Here is a 20,251-nt window from a genome sequence, read left to right as displayed (position 1 = left end):
GGTACGCTTGCCGCCAGGCAACGTGTCCACGAGCGAGGGGTGCACCGACAGCATGCGCAGGGGTCGACCGACCGAAGCGCCCGGCCACCGGAGGTGACCGCCGCGCGCCGGGGCGGTGTCGCGGGGCCGGTCAGCGGCGGCGGACACACCCCGCGGAGACGGCCCCGGCGGCTTGCCGAGGCCGCGCTCCCGGCTGACGGCCATCTGGCCCGGGAGCTGCTGGACGGGCTCGCCGAGGCGGTCGTGACTATCGACCACGCCGGCGTGGTCACGCTCGTCAACGCGATGGCCACCGACCTGCTCCCCGAGGTGACGCCCGGCGTCGACCTGGCCGCGTGCCGGGTGCCGGCCCTGGCCGACGCGGCGGTCGCCGGGTCGGACGCGTTCGAGACCGAACACCACGGCCGGCGGCTGCGCGGCCTGCGGCGCCCCCTGGCCGACGACCGCAACGCCTGGTACGTCCGCGACGTCACCGAGGAACACGCGCGCACCGACGCGCTGCTCGCCGAACGGTCCCGCACCGCGTTCCTCGCCGAGGCGGGCAGCCGGCTCGGGCTGTCCCTGCACCGGGAGCAGACGCTGCGTACCGCGGTGACGCTGCCGGTGCCCTACCTGGCCGACGCCGCCGTGGTGGTGCACCGCCCGCCGCCGCCCGCCGAGGACCAACCCCACTGGATCCGGTACGCCACCGGCGACCCCGGCCCGGTCACCGGCCTGGCCGGCTGGCCCACCGTGGAGTCCGTGCCCGGCCTGGTCGAGGCGCTCGAAGGCGACCTCACCGAACCGAGTCCCTGGCTGGACGCCGAACTGGCCGACCTGGCCGAGGTGCTGCCCGCCGGGTTCGGCCGCCCCGGCACCGTGCTGATCAGCCCGATGCCCAGCGCCGGTGGTCCGGCCGGCGCGCTGGTGCTGGCCCGCCGCCCGGAGCGGGCCGGTTTCGACAAGCGTGAGATCGCCCTGGCCCGGGAGTTCGCCGGCCGGGCCGGCGCCGCGCTGGCCGCCGCCGAGCTGTACGGCGAACAGGCCCACCTGGCCCGGGTGCTGCAGAACAGCCTGCTCCCGCCGGAGCTGCCCCGCCTGCCCGGGATGACGCTCGCCGGTGGTTATCGCGCCGCCGGTGACAGCCTGCGCATCGGCGGCGACTTCTACGACCTGTTCCCCACCGGCGAGGGCGGCCTGTTCGCGCTCGGCGACGTCTGCGGCAAGGGCGTCGGCGCGGCGGTGCTGACCGGACGGGTGCGGCAGTCGTTGCAGACCCTGCGCCTGGTCGAGCAGCGGCCCCGGGAGCTGCTGGAGCTGCTCAACCGGGCGCTGCTGGACGCCCCCGACGCGGCCCGCCGGGCCCAGTTCACCACGCTCCTGCTCGGCGCGCTGCGCCGCGAACCCGACGGCGGGCTGCTGGTCCGGCTCGCAGGTGGCGGGCACCCCTCACCGCTCGTCGTCCGTGTCGGCGGCGAGGTCGAGACGGTCCGGGTGGGCGGCATGCCGGTGGGCGCGCTCACCGATGCCCGGATCGCCGGCACCGAGGTACGGCTGGCGCCGGGCGACCTGCTGCTGGCGTACACCGACGGGGTGACCGAGGCCCGTGGCGGCCCGACCGAGCCGGCCATGTTCGGCGACGCCCGGTTGCGGCAGGCCCTCGCCACCGGTGCCGGGCTTCCGCCCGCCGCGCTCGTCGAGCGAGTGCTCCAGCTCGTCGACGAGTGGCTGGACGGGCAACCGCACGACGACATCGCCATGCTGGCCGTGGCGGCCGGGTGAGCGCCGAGCGCCGGATCGGGCCGGAGGCGCTCACCGCGTACCTCGATCATCTGGACGCCGCCGACCGGGCCGGTGCGGTGGCACTGGCGCGCGGCCTGCTGGCCGACGGCTTCTCGGTCGCGGACGTCCTGGTCGACCTGGTCGCGGTGGCGCAGCGGGAGATCGGCCGGCGCTGGCTGGCCGGGTCGTGGAGCGTCGCCCAGGAACACGCCGCCACCCACGTCAGCGAGCAGGTGGTGGACGCGGTGAGCGCGACGATCGGCGCACCGCGACGCGGGCACGTCGTGATGGCCTGCGTCGAGGGCGAGTGGCACGCGCTGGCCGCCCGCATCGTCGCCGAGGTGGTCCGGGCGGCCGGCTGGCGGGTGACGTTCCTCGGGGCCAGCGTGCCGGCCCGGCACCTGGTCACCTACCTGCACCAGACCGGCCCGGACGCGGTGCTGCTGAGCTGCGTGCAGCCGAACCGGCTGGTCCGGGCGGCACGGATGGTGGAGGCCAGCCGCGCGGCCGGGGTGCCGGTGCTCGCCGGTGGCCCCGGCTTCGGTCCGGAGGGCCGGTGGGCCACCACGATCGGCGCGGCGGCCTGGGGCGCCAGCGCGCGGGACGCGGTCACGCTGCTGGACCGGCCACGCTCGGCCGCGGACACCGGTGCGCCGCCGCCCCCGCCCGACGACTCGTACGTGGCGGTGCTGCACCGGCGGCGTGAGCTGGTCCGGCTCGCCCTGTCCACTGTGAACCCACCACAGGAGACCGCCGAGGACGTCGCCGCCGGCATCGCGCACCTGGTGGACGCGCTGATCGCGGCCGTACGGGTGGACGACGACCGGCTGCTGCGCGACTTCGTCGGGTGGCAGGAGGAGGCGCTCACATCCCGGGGCGGCCGGGCGCTGCTGGACGAGGTGCTCGACACGCTGGAACGGGCGCTGACCGAGCATCCCCGGGTGGCGGCGCGGTTGCGGGCCGCCCGCGAGGGCACGCCGGACGGTTCCGCCCGCGCCGGCTGAGTCAGGCGGTACGGGCGACGGGTGGCTCGCCGGACGGCCGGCCCGGGTCGCCGATCCGTTCCCCGGAGGGTTGCAGCATCGGCCAGCCGTCCGCCACCATGGCCTCCCCGCGCCGGCCCACCTCGTCGAACTCGCGCATGCCGCGCACCAGCGCGAGCCGGCCCTCCGGGCTCATCCCGGCCAGGATCCGCTCCAGCCGGTGCCGCCGGTCGGCGCGCAGCTCGGCGAGGAGCCGGATGGCGGCGGGCGTGAGGTGCAGGGAGATCTCCCGCCGGTCGTAGCGGCCCGGCTCGCGTTCCAGCATCCCGGCCGCGACCAGCCGGTCGCACAGCCGGCTGGCGGAGGAGAGCAACATGTCGGTGAGCGTGGCGAGCCGGCGGAGGTTGATGCCGTCATACTGCTCGACGACCATGATCGCGCGTAGTTGGGCACTCGACAGCCGGCTGGTGGTGCGTTCCCGGGCCGCCTCCCAGACGGCGAGCAAGGTGCCTGCCGCCTCGTCCAGGGCGGCGGACATACTCGTTTCAGGTCCCCGGGGACCGCGCTCTTCGGTCATGGTGGGCCCGAGACTACTCCCCGGACCTGCCCGGCGACCTGTGCAAAGGAGCAAAGATGAACGGAGCGGAGGGCCACGCGCGCCGGGCCCTGACCGAGGCACCGACGGATCTCATCGTGGACCGCCTCGCCGCCGAGCTGGCGCGTACGTACGGCGTCACCCGCACCGCGCTCTACCAAGTCGACTACCGGCTCGCCGAGCTGCTGCCGCTGGACGACGGACCGTCGCTCACCGGGCCGGGTCACCCGGCCTGGCGGGCCTTCGACCACCAGGAGCCGGTGTTCGCCGACGGCGTCGGCTGGTTCCCGGTGGGCATGCGCGGCGAACGCCGGGGCGTGCTCCAGGTGTCGCCGGTGCCCGCCGACCCGCACGCGCGCCGGGAGCTGGACACCATCGCCACGGTGCTCGGCCACGAGCTGAGCGCGGTCATGGCGACGACCGACATCTACCGCACGGCCCGGCGCAGCCGGCGTCTGACACTGGCCGCCGAGATGCAGTGGGAGCTGCTGCCCGGGCGCAGCCGGATCCGGCCGTCGTTCAGCCTGGCCGGGCAGTTGGAGCCGGCGTACGCGGTGCGCGGGGACAGCTTCGACTGGTCCGACGACGGTCACCGGCTCTGGCTGGCGGTGCTGAACGGCTACGGCGAGGGGGTGGCCGCCGCACTGCTCGCCTCGCTTGCCACGTACGCGCTGCGCAACGCGCGCCGGGCCGGGCTGGACCTGGCCGACCAGGCCGCGCTGGCCGACCAGGCCATCTACGCCCAGCACCGGGGCGAACAGCACGTCTCCGTGCTCCTGGTGGAGCTGGACCTGGCCACCGGCGAGATGACTGTGGTCGACGCCGGTTCGCCCCGGCTGCTGCGCCTGCGGGCCGGCGAGGTGACCGAGCAGGAGCTGGACAAGCAGTTCCCGCTCGGCATGTTCGAGGGCACCGACTACCGACCGCAGCGGTTCCAGCTGGAGCGCGGCGACCGCCTCTTCGTGGTCAGTGACGGCGTCATCGACGCCACCACGGAGCAGGCGCGCTACGGCGAGGCGGCGCTGGACCGGTTCCTGCGCCGGACCGGGCCGATGGAGCCGCTGGACGCGGTCCGGTCGCTGATCGGCGACCTGCGGGCCTTCGTCGCCGGTGACCTGGTGGACGACGCGGTGGTGGTCTGCCTGGACTGGCTGGGGCCGCAGCCCTGACCCGCCCTCTCAGTACGCGCCGCGGCTGTTGAGCACCGCGCCGAACGTCTTCCAGAGGATGGTCAGGTCGGCGGCCAGCGACCAGTTCTCCACGTAGTACAGGTCGAGCCGGATGCCGTCCTCCCAGCTCAGGTCCGAACGGCCGCTGACCTGCCAGAGGCCGGTCATGCCGGGCTTGACCAGCAGCCGGCGTGCCACGTCACCGTCGTAGCGGGCCACCTCGGACGGCAGCGGCGGGCGCGGACCGACAAGGCTCATCTGGCCGAGCAGCACGTTGACGAGCTGGGGCAGCTCGTCCAGCGACCACTTGCGCAGCAGCCGGCCGACCCGGGTGACGCGCGGGTCGTCGCGCATCTTGAACATCAGGCCGTCGGTCTCGTTGCGCGCGGCCAGCTCGGCGAGCAGGGCGTCGGCGTTCACCACCATGGTGCGGAACTTGAAGACGCCGAACTCCTCGCCGCCCTGGCCGACGCGGGTCTGGCGGAACAGCACCGGGCCACGGCTGTCGATCTTGATGGCGAGCGCTATCACCACCAGCAGCGGCGCCAGGATGAGCAGGGCGATCAGGGAGATCGACCGGTCGACGAAGCCCTTGACGAGCTTGCGGGTGCCGCGGAACTCCGGCGCCTCGACGTGGATCAGCGGCAGGCCGGCGACCGGACGGGTGTGGATGCGGGGACCGGCCACGTCGGTGAGCGCCGGCGCCACCACCAGGTCGACGCCGGTGCCCTCCAGTTGCCAGCCCAGGCGGCGCAGCCGGGTCGCGGTCAGCTCGCCGGAGGCGGTGACCGCGACGGTGTCGGCGCCGATCGCGGTGGCCGCCTCCGGGATGCCCCGGAAGCTGCCGACCACAGGCACGTCGCCCAGTCGCTGCGGCACCGGGGCGAGCAGCGCGTCCGGGATGCACGCGCCGACCACCTGGTAGCCGGCGTACGGTTCCCGGCGCAGCGTGTGCACCAGCTCCAGCACGTGCGCGGTGTCGCCCACCACGAGCACCTTGCGGGACCAGCCGGCGCCCCGGTCGCGGGCCCGGTGCAGCCGCTTGCGGGCCGCGAACCGGGCCACCTCCAGGCCGACCGTGCCGACCGCGAAGGAGATGGCCAGGAAGCCCCGGGAGACGCCGACGTCGGCGATGTAGCCGGCGATGGCGATGCCGCCGGCGAGTCGCATGCTGGCCGCGCTGACCCGGCGGTACTCGTCGGCGCCGTAGCCGAGCACCTGGTCGTCGTAGCACCGCATCGCCTTGAGCGAGACGAGCCACACCAGCAGGAGCACCGGGGCGACCACCACGTACGGGATCTCGGACCCGGTCGGCTCCTCGTCGCCGAACCGGGCCAGGTAGCCCACCAGGATGGCCACGGCGAGCACTGCGGTGTCCAGCACCACCAGGACCCGGATGTAGGCCCGCTCCGCAGCCCGCGTCGTCTTGCCCGGGCGTTCACCACCGGGTCGCGACGACGTGGCAGGGGTCAACAGCGTCGCCGAGGTCACCGGCCCTCCCCACTTCGTTCAGGACCGCCTCGTCCCCGCCCGGCTCCGATGTGGAGCCCGCGCGGTCGAGGCACCCGGTCATCATGCCTGGACAATTATGGTTACCGATTGATTCGGACGCATTACCGTCAGTTCTCATCCCGGCTCTTGACCGGGAAGTCTTCCGCCGTACCGGATTTCCGGTACGGCGGAAGACTAGCGCTGAGCTTCAGGTCAGCGGGGGGCGGGCGGGCGGAGCGCGATCGCCCGGAGGAAGATCTCGCCGATCTTGCTGGGGTCGGTGGTGACGAAGGCGCCGCCGCCGGTGACCTTGGTGATCGACTCCAGCTCGGCCCGGTTCACCTCGGTGCCGATGCCGATGATGATGACCTGCACCGGCTGCTCGTCGTCCTGCAGCTTGGTCAACTGGTCCAGCAGCGCCTTCTGCGAGATGCCGTTGTCGTCCTCGTTCTTGCCGTCGGTGAACAGCACGATCGAGTTGACCTTGCCCGGCTCCCAGTCCTGCTGCACCTTCTTGTACGCCGCGAGCATGGTGTCGTACAGGCCGGTGTTGCCGTTGGAGGGCTTGATCGAGGCCAGGCCACGCTGCAACGCCCCCCGGTTGCTGGACAACGGCTTTATCCCGACCAGCTCGCTCCAGTCCTGCGAGCCCTCCAGGTTGGTGGAGAACGTCCAGAGGCCGATCGACCAGGAATCGTCGAACAAGCCGAGTCCCTGGCTCGCGGCGGCCACCGTGACCTGCTCCCGGCTGGCGCCGTTCGCGGTCGCGACCGGCTTCTTCATCGAACCGGAGACGTCGATGACGCAGAGCATCCGGCCCGACTGGGTGGCCACCGACCAGGTCGTGGTGGCGGTCGAGATGGCGCCGGGGTCGAGGTCGGCCGCGCCGCCCTGACCCGACGGCGGCACCTGGCGCGCGCCGCCGTTGGCCGGGCTCGGCGCGCCGGTCGGCGCCTGGAAACCCCGCCCCCAGTTGCCGTCCGGCGCGCGCAGCGCCTGGGAGGCCAGCCGGTCCTTGAACCCCGGGGTACGCAGCACCTCGAACAGCACCTTGGCGGCGGACGCCTTGGTCGGCTCGATGCCGGGCAGCACCGCGAACGGGTAGTCCAGCGAGATCGGCGGCGGCTCCAGGTACAGCGCGGCCAGCCGGATCGGCGGCTTGGTGCTGTTGTAGGCGATCACGTCCTCCTCGGACAACGCCGCCGCGCCGAGGGCGTTGGCGATCGCCGTCGGGTCCGACGAGCGCGGGAACCGTGCGAGGAGGTCCTGCCGCAGCGAGGAACGGTTGGTGGCCAGCGCCCGCAGCGCGCCGACCATCGCCTCCTGCGCCTTCGGCGAGCCGGACTCGCCGGTGGAGCTGGCCGCCGCGGTCAGCGACAGCAGACCGGACAGGCCGGCCGCGTCCTGGGTCGGCTCGACGATCCCGGCGCGCAGCGGCTTGCTGGCGGTGACCTGGGTCAGCAGGTCGGACCAGCGGAGCTGCTTGTCTGGCCACCCTATGCGCGAGGCCACCGGCTCGGGCAGCGCCACCACGACCGGGCTGCGCGCGATCGAGGCGCCGTTCATCGGCGCGAACGCGCTGGCCCCGCCACTCTTGAGCCGCACCAGCCAGGTCGAGGAGTCCGGCACCCAGACGTCAGGGGTGACGGCGGTGCCGCTGGCCTGCCCGACACCGGCGAGCGTGGCGCCGTGCTTGCTCGCCACGGCGGCGGCCACCTCGACCGACTCGGCGGAGGAGACGTTCACCGCGATGCAGGTGCCGCCCACCGCCGCGCCGTCGGAGACCCACTGGTCGGCGGCGGCACGCACCGCGGGGGCGATCTCCGGGGCGGTCGCCACCGACAGCTCGATCCGGCCCGAACAGTTCGGGCCGGCCAGCTGCTGGTAGCCGAACCAGGAGCCGGCTACGACGGCGACCAGGGCGGCCGCCACGGCGGCGGCACCTGCTCCGCGGAGGTGAGAACGCATGCGATGGCGGCCAGACACGGTGACCATCTTGCGTACCTCGTGGGGTTACCACCATAACCGTTCGGACGAAAGTTACGCAGCAGAAACAGTTGATCAGCTAACTCATACGTTAAGTTACTGGTCAGTCATTTAAGGTGAAGTCAGTCCACTTCGGACCACCTTTGCGTGACCGTCCGGTCACGGCAGGACGCATGTCGGGCTGGCCACCGGCACCGGCTCCCCCACCGGCTCGGGCACCCCGCCGTCCGGATCGACCCGGAAGATCCTGATCATGTCGGCCCGCTCGTCGGCCACGTACAGGTGCTCCCCGGCGAACGCGAAGTGCCGGGGCCACTCGCCGCCGGTGTCCACCTCGGCCACCAGCTCCGGCGCGGCGCCGTCGAGCGCGAAGACCGCGACGGTGCCCACACCTCGGTTGCCCACGTAGAGGAAACGCCCGCCCGGCCCGACGGCCACCTCGGAGGGCTGCACGTGCCCGGTCCGGCCGCTGGCGTCGACCCGGGTGCGCTGCCGCGGCCCGTCCGGCGTCAGCTCGTACGCGGTGACAGTGGCGTCCAGCTCACCGACCAGCCAGCAGCGCCGCCCGTCCGGGTGCCGGGCCAGGTGCCGGGGCCCGGTGCCGGGCGCCGTCCGCACCCGGGGCTCCCGCTCGGCCAGCCGGCCGGTGGCGGCGTCGAGGTCGTACCGGTAGACGGAGTCGGTGCCCAGGTCGACGGCGAGCAGGCCGTCGGCGGCCGGATCCGGCGAGACCATGTGGCAGTGCGCCTGCTCCTGCCGCTGCGGGTCGGCGCCGTGGCCGGAGTGCCGGACCAGATCGGTGCGCTCCCCGGGCACGCCGTCGGCGTCCAGGCCGAACACCGCGACGCTGCCGCCGCCGTAGTTGGCCACGAACAGGTGCCGCCCGTCCGGGGCGACCGCCAGGTGGCACGGCTCCGCGCCACCCGTCTCGCGTACGCCCAGCGGCGTGAGGTCGCCGTCCGGGGCCACCCGGAACGCGCTCACCAGCCCGTCCGGCAGCTCGTTGCACCCGTACAGCACCGGGAGCGCCGGATGCCGCACCAGGAACGACGGCGACGGGGTGACAGCCACGACACCCAGCGGGGTCAGTTCCCCGGTCGCCCGGTCCCGCCGGGCCGCCACGACGCCCTCGGCCCGCCCGCCCGTCTGCGCCGTGTAGCCGCCGATGTGGACGATCTCGTCCTGCCCGGTCACCGCTCCCACCTTCCGTCGGTCCTGTCTCCGCAGATCCAACCAGAGGCTTCCCGTTCCGGCGGCCGATCAGTCCCGTGACCGCCGGCGGGATTCGCGGCGGGCCGCTCAGCCCACCGGCACCGGCTCGCCGCGCTGCCGCGCCACGTGCTCGACGAGCGAGATCAGCACCAGCTTGCCGGACTGCCGGTCCCGGGCGTCGCAGAGCACCAGCGGGACGTCCGGGTCCAGGTCCAGGGCGTCGCGGACCGCCTCCAGCCCGAACCGGCGGGAACCCTCGAAGCAGTTGACGCCCACCACGAACGGGATGCCCCGCTGCTCGAAGTAGTCGATCGAGGGGAAGCAGTCGGCCAGCCGACGGGTGTCGGCGAGCACCACCGCGCCGAGCGCGCCGAACGCCAGCTCGTCCCAGAGGAACCAGAACCGGTCCTGCCCCGGGGTGCCGAACAGATAGACCTGGAGGTCGTCGTTGATGGTGATCCGGCCGAAGTCCATCGCCACGGTCGTGGTCGACTTCTGCTCGACCCCGGACACGTCGTCGGTGCCGAGCCCCGCCCCGGTCAGGACCTCCTCGGTCTGCAACGGCCGGACCTCACTCAACGCGCTCACCAGCGTCGTCTTACCGGCGCCGAAGCCACCGGCGATGAGGATCTTCAAAGCCAGCGGCACTCGCGGCGCCTCCGGCTCCCGGTCAAAGCGCACGGAGTCCACTGACCACCGCCTTGAGGATGTTGTCGTCGGGCAGGTACGCGGTGGCCGGTGGCCGGTGCACCGCGACGAGCCCCTGGGCGAGAAGGTCGCCGAGCAGCACCCGGACCACGCCCACGGCGAGGTCCAGGTCGGCGGCGAGGTCGGCCACGGCCTTCGGCCGCCGGGCCAGCTCGGTCAGGCGGCGGTGCTCCGGCTGGAGACCGGGCCGCCCGGCCGGGTCCGCGCCGGGGGTGGCGAGCACGAACGCCAACAGGTCGAAGCCGTCGACCGGCGGGCGCACACGCCCCCCGGTGAGCGTGTACGGGCGCACCACCGGGCCGGCGTCGGAGTCCAGCCACTCGTGCTGCGGCCCGGGCGACTCAGCGCGCATCGGCCCGCTCCCCCGCCGCCCGGCTCGGCGCGGCCAGGTTCTCCCCGACCCGGATGACGAGCATCGCCATCTCGTACGCCGCCAGGCCGATGTCGGCGTCGGCGTCGCTGGCCACCGCCAGGCAGGCACCCTGCCCGGCGGCGGTCACGAACAGGTAGGCCGACTCCATCTCCACCACTGTCTGACGGACCGCGCCGCCGCCCAGGTGCCGGGTGGCGCCCTTGGCCAGGCCGGAGAAGCCGGACGCCAGCGCGCACAGGTGTTCCGCGTCGGTGCGGTCCTGGTCGGTGGAGGCGCCGAGCAGGAGCCCGTCCGCCGAGAGCACCACCGCCTGGCGGGCGGCGGGGACACGCTCCACCAGGTCGTCGAGCAGCCAGTCGAGATCGGCGTTCTGCCGCGTCGTGTGCACCACTAGGCGTCCCTCTCAGTCGCGGTTCGTTGGTCCGGCGCCGGCGGGGCGGGCTCCACAGGCGGCCCCACGGTGGTGGACGGCGTACCGGTGTCGCGCGTCTCGGTGCTGGGGGTGGCCGGGCTGGTCCCGGCGCCGCGCGAGCCGTCCCGGCGTCCGCGCGCGGTGCCGGCCTGCAACGCGGACATGGCCCGGCGGGCCTCCTCCGGGGTGCGGTGGGCCGGGGTGTCGGCGACCGCGGCGCGGGGCCGCGCCGTCGCGCCGCGCCGCCGGATCCGGCGGGGCAGGCCGTCGTCGTCGGCGGGTGGCTCCACCGTCGAGGCGCGCGCCGACTGCAACGACACCACTGTGCTCTCCGACCGGTCCCGGCCGGAACGGCCCGGACGGCCCGGCCGGGGCACAGTGGTCAGCCGGGTCACCTTGGCCAGGCGCCGCCGTTCCGGCCCGGCGGAGGCGTCCGCGCCCACCGGCGGCTCGTCGGTGATCAGTGCCGACGGTACGAACACCGCGGCGACGATCCCGGCCGGGCGGGACGGCCGCAGCTCCACCCGTACGCCGTGCCTGGCGGCCAGGCGTGCCACCACGAACAGCCCCAGCCGGGCGCTGCCGGACGGGTCGAACTCCGGCGGCTCGGCCAGCTTGCGGTTGGCCTCGGCCAGGGCCGGGGCGGACATGCCCAGTCCCCGGTCGGTGATCTCGATGGTGTAGCCGCCCGGGACGCTCCGGCCGGTGACGTCCACCCGGGTGCCGGGCGGGGAGAACGCGGTGGCGTTCTCGATCAGCTCGGCGAGCAGGTGGATCACGTCGCCGACGGCCCGGCCCAGCACCCCGGCCGTCGCCACCTCACCCACGTCGACCCGGTCGTACGCCTCGACCTCGGAGATCGCGCCGCGCATCACGTCGACAGCGGCGACCGGCCGCCGCCAGCCTCGTCCGGGCGCGGCCCCGGCCAGGATGACCAGGTCCTCGGCGTGCCGCCGCAGCCGCGTCGCCAGGTGGTCGACCTGGAACAGCCCGGCCAGCTCGTCCGGGTCCTCGGTACGCCGTTCCAGCCGGTCCAGCAGCGCCAGCTGCCGGTGCACCAGTCCCTGGCTGCGCCGGGCGAGGTTGAGGATCACCTCGTTGAAGCCGCGGCGCAGCGTCACCTCGTCGACGGCGGCGCGGACAGCGGTCCGGCGCACCTCGTTGAACGCGCGTGCCACCTGGCCGATCTCGTCGCCGCCGTGGTCCAGCTCGGGCGCCTCCCGGGCCACGTCGACCTCCTCGCCCCGGCGCAGCCGCGCCACGACGTCGGGCAGCCGGCGTTCGGCCACCTCGGTCGCGGCGGCGCGTACGCCGGTCAGCCGCTGTGCCAGCGACCGGCCGACCCGCCACGCCACCAGCACGCACACCACGATCGCGATCAGGCCCAGCACCCCGGCGAGGGCGAGCTGGACGAGGATCCGGGTGGCCATCGGCACCGAGCGTTCGGCGAGCCCGTCCGCGCCACCCAGCTCGAAGTCGCGCAGGCTCTGCCACACCTCGGCGTGACTGGTGTCCCACGCCCGCATGTCGAACCGGGCGGGCAGCGCCGGCGAGCGGATCAGGCTGTCCTGGAGCGCGCGCAGCCTGCCGAACCCGGCGCCCTCGATCATCCGCTGGTACGCGGCCCGCTCCCCGGACGGCAGCTCGGCCACCGCGATCTCGGCCAGGAAGCGCTGGTTCTCGATCGTACGCACCAGTTGCTCGTGCTCGCCGTCGCCGTACCGTCCGGCGGTGACGGCGCCGGCCAGCAGCGCGTCGGCCTGTCCGAGCAGCTCCCGGGAACGGCCCAGCGAGGTGAGCGCCGTGGCCTCCCGGTTGAGCTGCGCGTCGGGCAGCGCCGCCATCGCGCCGAACGCCTGGAACGCCGAGCCGATCATCCCGCTGTAGAGGCCGACGGCGCCGGCCCGGTCCACCGTCCGGTCGTCGATGAACGAGCGCCCCGCGGGCAGCGCGTCGAGCGCCGAGACCAGGTGGTCGAGCCGGTTGTCGAGCTGGGCGTCGGCGACGTCGCGCAGGTCCTCGCCGTCGACCTTGCGGCGCAGCTCGACGATCGCGTCGTCGGTGCGTACCCGCTGTTCGACCAGCTCGGGGAGGGCGCTGTCACCGGCGAGCTGGACCACCGACAGCCGCCGTTCCCGTTGCAGCTCCGCCACCACGGTCTCGCCCGGACGGCCCAGGTCGTAGAGGAGGGTACGCGCGGAGAGCAGGTCGAGCGCGGGCCCGAAGGTGAGCGTGGTGGCGAAGATCCACAAGGCCAGCAGCCCGGTCACCGGGCCGATGACCAGCGCGGTCAGCTTGGCGCGGATCGGCCAGTCACGGGTGTTCAATCAGACCTCGCCCGGGAAGGTGTCGCTCGGTGGCGCCGGCAGCGGCCGTCACGTTCGCCGGCCACGACGCCGGGCCCCGGCCCGGACGCCTTGGGCAGGATACGTAATCCGGGGCGGATGCACTACCGGCCGTCTCGGCTCTCACTACGGTCCGAGACGGGCACGACGGGCGCAGTCGGACACCGGCCCGGCACCGGACGGGCGGTCGCGACACCGCACCTTTTTCCGGCCCGGGGCGGAAAGTGCCGCACAACGGGATTGGCGATCACCCGCACGAGGGAATACCAGCGTGCGAAGGAGGAGCCATGTCGTCCACCCAGGTAGTCGTCATAGTCATCGTCGTCGCCGTCATCGCCGCGCTCGTCGCGGTCGCCGTGGTCGCCAGCCGCCGCCGGGCGCTCCGGGAGCGCTTCGGCCCCGAGTACGACCGGGCCGTCGCCGAGCAGGACAGCCGCAGCGCCGCCGAGCGCGAGCTGCGGGAACGGGAGCGCCGGCACGCCGAGCTGGAGCTGACCCCGCTGAGCCCGGAGTCCCGGGCCCGTTACGCCGCCGCCTGGGAGGAACTCCAGGTGCGCTTCGTCGACTCCCCCGCGGAGACCGTCGGCGAGGCTGACGAGCTGGTCAGCCGTCTGATCGCCGAGCGCGGATACCCCACCGGGGACTTCTCGGACCAGATCGCCCACCTCTCCGTCGAGCACGCCCGCACCCTCACCCACTACCGCGACGCCCACGAGATCCGGCAGCGCAACGAGCGCGGTGAGGCCGGCACCGAGGACCTCCGGCAGGCGCTGGTGCACTACCGGGCCCTCTTCGCCGACCTGCTCGGCGAGGACCCGGTGCCGACCGCCACGCAGCAGCCGGAGCAGCGCCACCCCGACCACGACCACGACCACGACCACGACGTCCCGAGCCGCTGAGGAGGCCGCCCCATGCGCCAGGAGGAACAGCAGGTCACGCAGGACCACCCCGAGGCCGTCCGGTCCGCACCGGTGCCGGTCCCGCAGCCGGGCGAGCACGCCCACGCCGACGCCGACCGCCGCGACACCGACCGGGCCGACGTGCCCGAGGACGCGCTGGACGACCGGGGCACCTTCGACGACCCGGCGGTCGCCACCGAGCGGAGCGACACGGACGTCGACGAGCGGCACGACGCCGAGGTCGACGAGACCCGCGCCTACGACGCCGGGGAGCTGCGCGACGCGGCCGACCGGACCGATGACGGGCGCGCCCCGTACCACGACCCGGCGCCGCTGCCGACGGCGTTCGGCGCGGCGACTGTGGGCGACGCGGTCGCCGCCTCGGCCCTGGCCGGCGGTCGTCCGCAGGACGAGCGCGACGCGCGCGACGAGGACACGGCAGCGCCGGGCGACGGCGCACCCGGTCAGACCGACCCGCTGGACGACGAGCGGGCCGACCCGACCGCCGGGGACCGCCTGCACGACCGCGACCGCTGGGACGCCGAGCACTCCGGCGCCACCGACCACGACGTGGACGGCGACGGCCGGGACGACCGCACCGGGTCCCACGCGGTCCGGGACGACCGCACGGTGGACGGCGTCGTCCGGGACGACGCGGTCGCCGACGGCGCGGTCGGGTACGGCAGCGCCGAGCCGGGCCTGGTCGACCCGGACGCCGAGCCCGTGCCCGCCGGATCCGGCGACGCCGACCGGCAGCACGACCGGATGGACACCACCACCGCGGCGACGGGCGCGGCGGCGGCCGGCGCCGCCGGCACGGCCCTGGGCGGCGCGGAGCGGCCCACGCCCGGCGCGGTACCGGCCGACGCGGCGACGCTGTTCGCCCCGGAGGCCGCCCAGAGCTTCCGGGACCGCTGGCGCGACGTGCAACTGCGCTTCGTGGACGACCCGCGCGCGGCGGTCGGCGAGGCGGAGTCACTCGTCGAGGAGGCGATCGAGGCGCTCTCCACGGCCCTGCGTGAGCAGCGCACCCGGCTCGGCACCTGGCAGGAGTCCGGCTCCACGGACACCGAGCAGCTCCGGATGGCCGTGCGTGGCTACCGCGACTTCCTGGACCGCGTGCTGGGCCGCTGACCCATCACCACGAAGCCCCGGCCGGTGACCCGGCCGGGGCTTCGCGCATGTCCGGACCGAACAGCAGGTATGAAACCTCGCAATCGGGGTACGTGCGGGCAGCGGTGCGCACGAGGGGAGCACGGGCATGGGCGGCGGCGGCCTGCGGTTGAACATGAACGCGCTGGACTATCTGATCCTGGCGCTCTATTTCGTCACGGTGCTCGGCGTCGGTTTCGCCGCCCGGCGCGCGATCCGCACCAGCGTGGACTTCTTCCTCTCCGGCCGCTCGCTGCCCGCCTGGGTCACCGGGCTGGCGTTCGTCTCGGCGAACCTGGGCGCGCTGGAGATCATCGGCATGGCCGCCAACGGCGCCCAGTACGGCATCATGACAGTGCACTACTACTGGATCGGCGCCGTGCCGGCGATGGTCTTCCTCGGCATCGTGATGATGCCGTTCTACTACGGCTCGAAGGTCCGCAGCGTCCCCGAGTACCTGCGGCTGCGCTTCAACCGCCCCACCCACCTGCTCAACGCGATCAGCTTCGCGGTCGCGCAGGTGCTCATCGCGGGCGTGAACCTCTACGCGCTGGCCCTGATCATGCAGGCGCTGCTCGGCTGGCCGCTCTGGTTCGCGATCATCGTCGGCGCGGTGATCGTGCTGGCGTACATCACCATCGGCGGGCTCTCCGGCGCGATCTACAACGAGGTGCTCCAGTTCTTCGTGATCGTCGCCGGCCTGGTGCCGATCACGGTGATCGGCCTGGTCAAGGTCGGCGGCGTCAGCGGCCTGATGGACGCGGTCCGCGACTCCCGGCTCGGCGAGGCCGGGCTGCACGCCTGGGAGGGCACCGGCAGCACCGCCAACCCGCTCGGCGCGCACTGGCTGGGCATCGTGTTCGGCCTCGGCTTCGTGCTCTCCTTCGGCTACTGGACCACCAACTTCGCCGAGGTGCAGCGCGCCCTGTCCGCCCGGAACATGAGCGCCGCCCGGCGTACGCCGATCATCGCCGCGTACCCGAAGCTGCTCATCCCGGCCGTCACCGTGATCCCCGGCCTGATCGCCCTGGTCACTGTCAAGGGGCTGGGTGCCGACGAGGGCGACCTGGTCTACAACAACGCGATCCCGCTGCTCATGCGCGACCTGCTGCCCAACGGCGTGCTCGGCATCGCGGTCACCGGCCTGGTCGCCTCGTTCATGGCCGGCATGGCCGCGAACGTCAGCGGGTTCAACACCGTCTTCACGTACGACATCTGGCAGGCGTACTTCCGGCGGGACGAGCCGGACGAGCACTACGTGAAGGTGGGCCGCCTCGCCACCGTCGGCGCGGTCGTGATCGGCATCGGCACCGCCTTCATCGCGGCCGGGTTCAGCAACATCATGAACTACATCCAGGCGCTGTTCTCGGTCTTCAACGCCCCGCTGTTCGGCACGTTCATCATCGGCATGTTCTGGCGGCGGATGACGCCGCTGGCCGGCTTCTGGTCGCTGCTGTCCGGCACCGTCGTCGCCACCGCCACGTACCTGCTCTACAAGGGCGGCGTGATCAGCTTCAACTCCGACCTGGAGGAGAGCTTCTGGGGCGCGGGCCTGGCCTTCGCCACCGTCGCGGTGGTGGCCGCGATCGTCACGCCGCTGACCCGGCCGAAGGCCGACCAGGAGCTGACCGGGCTCGTGTACGGCCTCAGCGACACCACGCTCGCCGACGACTCGCTGGCCGGCGACGCCGCCTGGTACCGCTCCCCGGTGCTGCTCGGCGTCGTCGCCGTGATCCTCGCCGCCCTGTTCTACATCCCGGTCTTCTAAGGAGGGGACGCACGCCATGGCAGACGACGCGGACCGCCACTACCAGGGCGGCGAGGCGCACGACCCGCTGGTCGACGAGACCGAGGACGCGCGGGAGGCGCGCTCGGCCGCGGCCCGGCTGTTCGACATCCGCCGCGTGATCGGCGGCCTGTTCGTGGTGTACGGGCTGATCGTCGGGCTGATGGGGCTGTTCGACACCTCCGCCGAGATCGAGAAGGCGCAGGGTCTACGGATCAACCTCTGGGCCGGCGCGGCGATGCTCGTGTTCGGCCTGCTGATGCTGCTGTGGCAGCGGCTGAGCCCCACCGAGACGCCGGAGCCGCACCGCGACGAGTCCTGACCCCCGCCGCCCGCATGGCGCGGCCCGCACCGGGTACGCCACGGGGATCAGGCGGAAGGGACAGGAGGGCAGCAGCATGACCGATCGTGACCGCGGTGGCGAGCGGCCGCTGGAGGAGACCCCCGAGGTGGCCGCGGCGGTGGACGACGACAGCACGGTGCCCCAGTTGCGCAGCGGCGGCACCGACCCGGACAACCCCGTGTTCACCGAGCCCGACGGCGCGGTACCCGACACCGGCTCGCCGAACCTCATCGGTGACCCGTACGCGGCCGGGACCGGCGCGACCGGCACCGGCACCGGCGCCGCCCCGGACGGCATCCGCACCGGCGCCGAACAGCCCTGGGATCCGGAGGACCTGGTGCGGGCCCGGGGTCAGGACGTGACGCCGGAGAACCTGGAGCGGGCCCGCCGCGACCTGGCCGAACTGGGCCGGGCGGCGATCGAGCGCACCGTGCCCTGACCCGGGACGGCCGAGGGCCCCTGGCCGACGTGGGCGTCGACCAGGGGCCCGGGGAACCCGCGCGGCGGTGCCTCACTCCCGCCGCCGCGGGTGGCCCTCACCGCGGCTCAGGAGAGCGGCGGGTACGCGTTCTGCATGAGCTGCTGGAACTGGGCCGCGAACCACGCGCCGGAGATCGGCGCGTCCGGCAGGGCGCCGGACATGTTGTTGCCGTTGCGGGCGTTACCGGTGTAGGTCGGGTCGCACATCCGGTCGAAGCCCTTGCCCTCGTTGTTCGGGATCTCCTTGCTGGAGCCGTCCGACTCACCCGGGGGCTTCACCCAGACGTAGGCGTCGATGCCGGGCTCCGGGTTGGCCTTCGGCCGCTCGCCGAGACCCGCGCCGGCCTGGTTGCACCAGTTGCCGGTGTGGAAGCGGCGGTCGACCCGGCCGCCGTCGACGTACGCGTCGATGCTGGTCGACGGGCCGGGGCCGGTCGGCCGGGCGGCGCCGCCCCAACCGTTGCGGGAGGTGTCGATCAGCATGCCGATGTTGCTGTCGAAGCCGACCGAGACCAGCTTCTGCCGGAACGCCTGGGCGAACGACAGCTCGTCGACGTACTGGTTCCAGTCGATCCACTTGGACTGCCGTACGGTCTGGCCGTTCACCGAGTCGGTGACCTTGACGTACGGCTCCTTCAGCGCGGAGTAGTTCGCCGTGTTGACGATGAAGCCCTGCACGTTGGCGACGGTGCTGCCGGACGCCACGGCGGCGGCCTTGAGCTGGTCGGCGACCGGGCCGAAGTTGCTGTCCCAGCCGATCCAGCCGTGGTGGGCGGCGTCGATGTAGTTGTAGACGTTGCCGATCGCGCCCAGCTTCGCCAGGGCGTAGCCGACACCGTTCACGTACGCGCCGTTGGCCTTGACCGTGTCACACATGACGGTGCCGCCCGCGTTGCCCGAGGTGTTGGTCACCAGGTTGGGCAGCGAGTCGATCTCGATGATGTTGACGATGCGCAGGTTCCGGTACTTCGCGTCGCTCTGGATCGCGGCGATCGGGTCGATGTACTCGGCCTTGTAGCGGGGCAGCTCGTCCGGGCCCAGCTCGCCGTTGGAGGCGAGCGCCGAGCAGTCACGGCCGGGCAGGTTGTAGATGACGAACTGGATGTAGCCGGCGCCCTGGGCGAGCGCGGCGTCCAGGTGCTGACGGACGCCCATCGCGCCGTTGGAGCTGCTGTCCGGCGTGCCGTTGATGGCGGCGATCCGGTCGAGCCAGACCGCGGTCGGGTTGTTCGACACCCGGCTGCCGCCGGAGACCGACTCGGCCTTGGCCTTCCACTCGGGGTTCACGTACCCCTTCACACCGGCGTACGGGTTGTCGACCCGCTGCCCGGGCGGCGGCGGGGTGGTCGTCGGCGGCGTCGAGGTCGGCGGGGTCGACGTCGGCGGCGTGCTCGTGGGCGGCGTGCTGGTCGGCGGCGTGCTCGTCGGCGGGGTGCTGGTGGACGGCGTGCCGCCGTTGCACACAGTGCCGTTGAGCGTGAACTGGGTCGGCTTGGGGTTGCTGCCGCTCCAGGAGCCGTTGAAGCCGATGGTGGTGCTGGCGCCGCTGGCGAGCGACCCGTTGTACGACTCGTTCTGCGCGGTGACGTTCTGCCCGCTCTGGGACCACCTCGCGGACCAGCCGTTCACCACCCGCTGCGAGCTGTTCGGGAAGGTGAAGCCGAGGTTCCACGAGCTGAGCGCGTCACCGATGTTCTTGATGGTCACGTTACCGGTGAATCCACCGGGCCAGTCGCTGGTCGTGTAGGTCACGCTGCACTGGGTGGCGGCCTGCGCCGCGGTGACCGGGAGGGTCACCAGTCCACCGGCTACCAGGACGCCGGCGCTGGTGAGCGCAAGCGTCCGGTTCCGGCCGGACAGCCTTCTCCACAGATTCATGCCACTGATCTCCTTGGGCGAGACCGGATCCGCGTACGGCCCGGCGCAAATGGCGGCTGCGGTCGCCCTGCGGGAACGACCGTGCGCGCCACGGGTTACTTCGGGGGACGCCCGACCCGGACGGGCGTTGGGGGTGGTGGTGCCGACCGGTCCGCAGGACCGGCCGATGGAGACGGACGTCGGCCGGTGGTGCCGGCTGCCCTCGACGTCTGAGCTCGCGGTGTGGCTCCCCGAACCGCGTGCAGCGATTCTTGCATGGGAGCGCTTCCATGGCAATGCCTCGATACGCCACCGCCCACCCTACCGCCGCCCGGGGCCACCCTCGGCCCGACGCCCGGCCCTCGTTCCGCCGCCACCACCGCAGCCCTGCGCCGGGCGGAACGCCATGGGTGCCAAACAGCCCGGAGACACCCATGGCGTTCCACTCGCGCGTACAGGTCGGGCAGCACGCGCACGGGACGCATCACTGGCAAATCCCTAAAAGCGAATCTTTCCCCGGATAAGTCGTGAAACGGTCTAACGTCAGCCTTAGCTCGACTGACGTCGGGCTCAGGACGAACAGGGATGGAGACGCTGGTCATGGCTAAGGGGGTGTCTCAGTTGGTGATTTTTGCGAGTCGGCGGTGGCAGATGAGGATGGCGGCGAGGTCGGCGAAGGCTTGGAAGTGCTCGGCTTTG

General features: G+C 73.2%; 17 protein-coding genes. 8 read left to right on the top strand and 9 right to left on the bottom strand.

Translation table 11 applies throughout. From position 1 onward, the window contains the following. Positions 1–39 precede the first annotated feature (39 nt). Together AB0D28_RS15435 and AB0D28_RS15430 are read left to right on the top strand one after the other, a co-directional pair. Positions 40–1,761, top strand: coding sequence for a PP2C family protein-serine/threonine phosphatase (locus tag AB0D28_RS15435; RefSeq protein WP_357386178.1), 1,722 nt, complete (start codon positions 40–42; stop codon positions 1,759–1,761). Beyond that, positions 1,758–2,765: a cobalamin-dependent protein gene (locus AB0D28_RS15430; protein WP_357386176.1), complete on the top strand. Its 1,008-nt coding sequence runs from the start codon at positions 1,758–1,760 to the stop codon at positions 2,763–2,765. The genes AB0D28_RS15435 and AB0D28_RS15430 overlap by 4 nt, the downstream gene beginning before the upstream one ends. 1 nt (position 2,766) lies before the next feature. On the opposite strand, the gene AB0D28_RS15425 is transcribed toward AB0D28_RS15430, so the two are convergent. After that, entirely contained in the window at positions 2,767–3,282 is a 516-nt protein-coding gene (locus AB0D28_RS15425) for a MarR family transcriptional regulator (protein WP_357386174.1), read from the bottom strand. Positions 3,283–3,377: 95 nt separating this feature from the next. On the opposite strand from AB0D28_RS15425, the gene AB0D28_RS15420 reads away from it, so the two are divergent. Continuing rightward, on the top strand, positions 3,378–4,508 hold the full coding sequence (locus tag AB0D28_RS15420; protein WP_357386172.1) for a PP2C family protein-serine/threonine phosphatase: 1,131 nt from the start codon (positions 3,378–3,380) through the stop codon (positions 4,506–4,508). A 9-nt stretch (positions 4,509–4,517) separates the two neighbouring features. Here the strand turns inward: AB0D28_RS15420 and AB0D28_RS15415 are convergent, their stop codons facing one another. The 7 genes from AB0D28_RS15415 to AB0D28_RS15385 form a co-directional block, all read right to left on the bottom strand. After that, positions 4,518–5,999, bottom strand: coding sequence for a sugar transferase (locus AB0D28_RS15415; protein WP_357386170.1), 1,482 nt, complete (start codon positions 5,997–5,999; stop codon positions 4,518–4,520). 213 nt (positions 6,000–6,212) lie between these two features. Further along, a complete protein-coding gene (locus AB0D28_RS15410; protein WP_357386168.1) occupies positions 6,213–7,967 on the bottom strand; it encodes a VWA domain-containing protein in 1,755 nt (584 codons plus the stop codon). Between the two features lie 177 nt (positions 7,968–8,144). Continuing rightward, complete coding sequence (locus AB0D28_RS15405; RefSeq protein WP_357386166.1) at positions 8,145–9,179, bottom strand: lactonase family protein; 1,035 nt, start codon at positions 9,177–9,179, stop codon at positions 8,145–8,147. A gap of 105 nt (positions 9,180–9,284) precedes the next feature. Further along, complete coding sequence (locus AB0D28_RS15400; protein ID WP_357386164.1) at positions 9,285–9,887, bottom strand: ATP/GTP-binding protein; 603 nt, start codon at positions 9,885–9,887, stop codon at positions 9,285–9,287. Then, entirely contained in the window at positions 9,868–10,257 is a 390-nt protein-coding gene (locus AB0D28_RS15395; protein WP_357386162.1) for a DUF742 domain-containing protein, read from the bottom strand. The genes AB0D28_RS15400 and AB0D28_RS15395 overlap by 20 nt, the downstream gene beginning before the upstream one ends. Further along, positions 10,247–10,669, bottom strand: a complete 423-nt coding sequence (locus AB0D28_RS15390; protein ID WP_357386160.1) for a roadblock/LC7 domain-containing protein — start codon at positions 10,667–10,669, stop codon at positions 10,247–10,249. Before AB0D28_RS15390 ends, AB0D28_RS15395 begins: the two co-directional genes overlap by 11 nt. Further along, positions 10,669–13,017: a nitrate- and nitrite sensing domain-containing protein gene (locus tag AB0D28_RS15385; RefSeq protein WP_357386158.1), complete on the bottom strand. Its 2,349-nt coding sequence runs from the start codon at positions 13,015–13,017 to the stop codon at positions 10,669–10,671. Before AB0D28_RS15385 ends, AB0D28_RS15390 begins: the two co-directional genes overlap by 1 nt. Before the next feature lie 305 nt (positions 13,018–13,322). Between AB0D28_RS15385 and AB0D28_RS15380 the strand changes: the two genes are divergently transcribed. The 5 genes from AB0D28_RS15380 (at position 13,323) to AB0D28_RS15360 (ending at position 17,654) form a co-directional block, all read left to right on the top strand. Continuing rightward, on the top strand, positions 13,323–13,934 hold the full coding sequence (locus AB0D28_RS15380) for a hypothetical protein (RefSeq protein ID WP_357386156.1): 612 nt from the start codon (positions 13,323–13,325) through the stop codon (positions 13,932–13,934). A gap of 12 nt (positions 13,935–13,946) precedes the next feature. Next, a complete protein-coding gene (locus tag AB0D28_RS15375) occupies positions 13,947–15,068 on the top strand; it encodes a hypothetical protein (protein WP_357386154.1) in 1,122 nt (373 codons plus the stop codon). Positions 15,069–15,195: 127 nt separating this feature from the next. After that, on the top strand, positions 15,196–16,854 hold the full coding sequence (locus tag AB0D28_RS15370; protein ID WP_357386152.1) for a sodium:solute symporter family protein: 1,659 nt from the start codon (positions 15,196–15,198) through the stop codon (positions 16,852–16,854). A 16-nt stretch (positions 16,855–16,870) separates the two neighbouring features. Beyond that, on the top strand, positions 16,871–17,194 hold the full coding sequence (locus AB0D28_RS15365) for a hypothetical protein (RefSeq protein ID WP_357386150.1): 324 nt from the start codon (positions 16,871–16,873) through the stop codon (positions 17,192–17,194). A 76-nt stretch (positions 17,195–17,270) separates the two neighbouring features. Continuing rightward, a complete protein-coding gene (locus AB0D28_RS15360; protein ID WP_357386148.1) occupies positions 17,271–17,654 on the top strand; it encodes a hypothetical protein in 384 nt (127 codons plus the stop codon). A gap of 107 nt (positions 17,655–17,761) precedes the next feature. On the opposite strand, the gene AB0D28_RS15355 is transcribed toward AB0D28_RS15360, so the two are convergent. Continuing rightward, the gene (locus AB0D28_RS15355) at positions 17,762–19,573 is read right to left on the bottom strand and encodes a glycoside hydrolase family 6 protein (protein ID WP_357386146.1); all 1,812 of its coding nucleotides are present in this window, start codon (positions 19,571–19,573) and stop codon (positions 17,762–17,764) included. Positions 19,574–20,251: the final 678 nt, after the last annotated feature.

This window comes from Micromonospora sp. NPDC048169 (assembly GCF_040652815.1).
In the GTDB taxonomy this organism is placed as follows: Bacteria; Actinomycetota; Actinomycetes; order Mycobacteriales; family Micromonosporaceae; genus Micromonospora.
The sequence above is the reverse complement of the archived record's forward strand: the minus strand, read 5'-3'. Positions and strand labels throughout refer to the sequence as shown.

Coding starts and splice junctions, on each gene's coding strand:
- AB0D28_RS15425 (WP_357386174.1), bottom strand. CDS start 3,282: ATGTCCGCCGCCCTGGACGAGGCGGCAGGCACCTTGCTCGCCGTCTGG.
- AB0D28_RS15420 (WP_357386172.1), top strand. CDS start 3,378: ATGAACGGAGCGGAGGGCCACGCGCGCCGGGCCCTGACCGAGGCACCG.
- AB0D28_RS15410 (WP_357386168.1), bottom strand. CDS start 7,967: ATGCGTTCTCACCTCCGCGGAGCAGGTGCCGCCGCCGTGGCGGCCGCC.
- AB0D28_RS15395 (WP_357386162.1), bottom strand. CDS start 10,257: ATGCGCGCTGAGTCGCCCGGGCCGCAGCACGAGTGGCTGGACTCCGAC.
- AB0D28_RS15380 (WP_357386156.1), top strand. CDS start 13,323: ATGTCGTCCACCCAGGTAGTCGTCATAGTCATCGTCGTCGCCGTCATC.
- AB0D28_RS15375 (WP_357386154.1), top strand. CDS start 13,947: ATGCGCCAGGAGGAACAGCAGGTCACGCAGGACCACCCCGAGGCCGTC.
- AB0D28_RS15370 (WP_357386152.1), top strand. CDS start 15,196: ATGGGCGGCGGCGGCCTGCGGTTGAACATGAACGCGCTGGACTATCTG.
- AB0D28_RS15365 (WP_357386150.1), top strand. CDS start 16,871: ATGGCAGACGACGCGGACCGCCACTACCAGGGCGGCGAGGCGCACGAC.
- AB0D28_RS15360 (WP_357386148.1), top strand. CDS start 17,271: ATGACCGATCGTGACCGCGGTGGCGAGCGGCCGCTGGAGGAGACCCCC.
- AB0D28_RS15355 (WP_357386146.1), bottom strand. CDS start 19,573: ATGAATCTGTGGAGAAGGCTGTCCGGCCGGAACCGGACGCTTGCGCTC.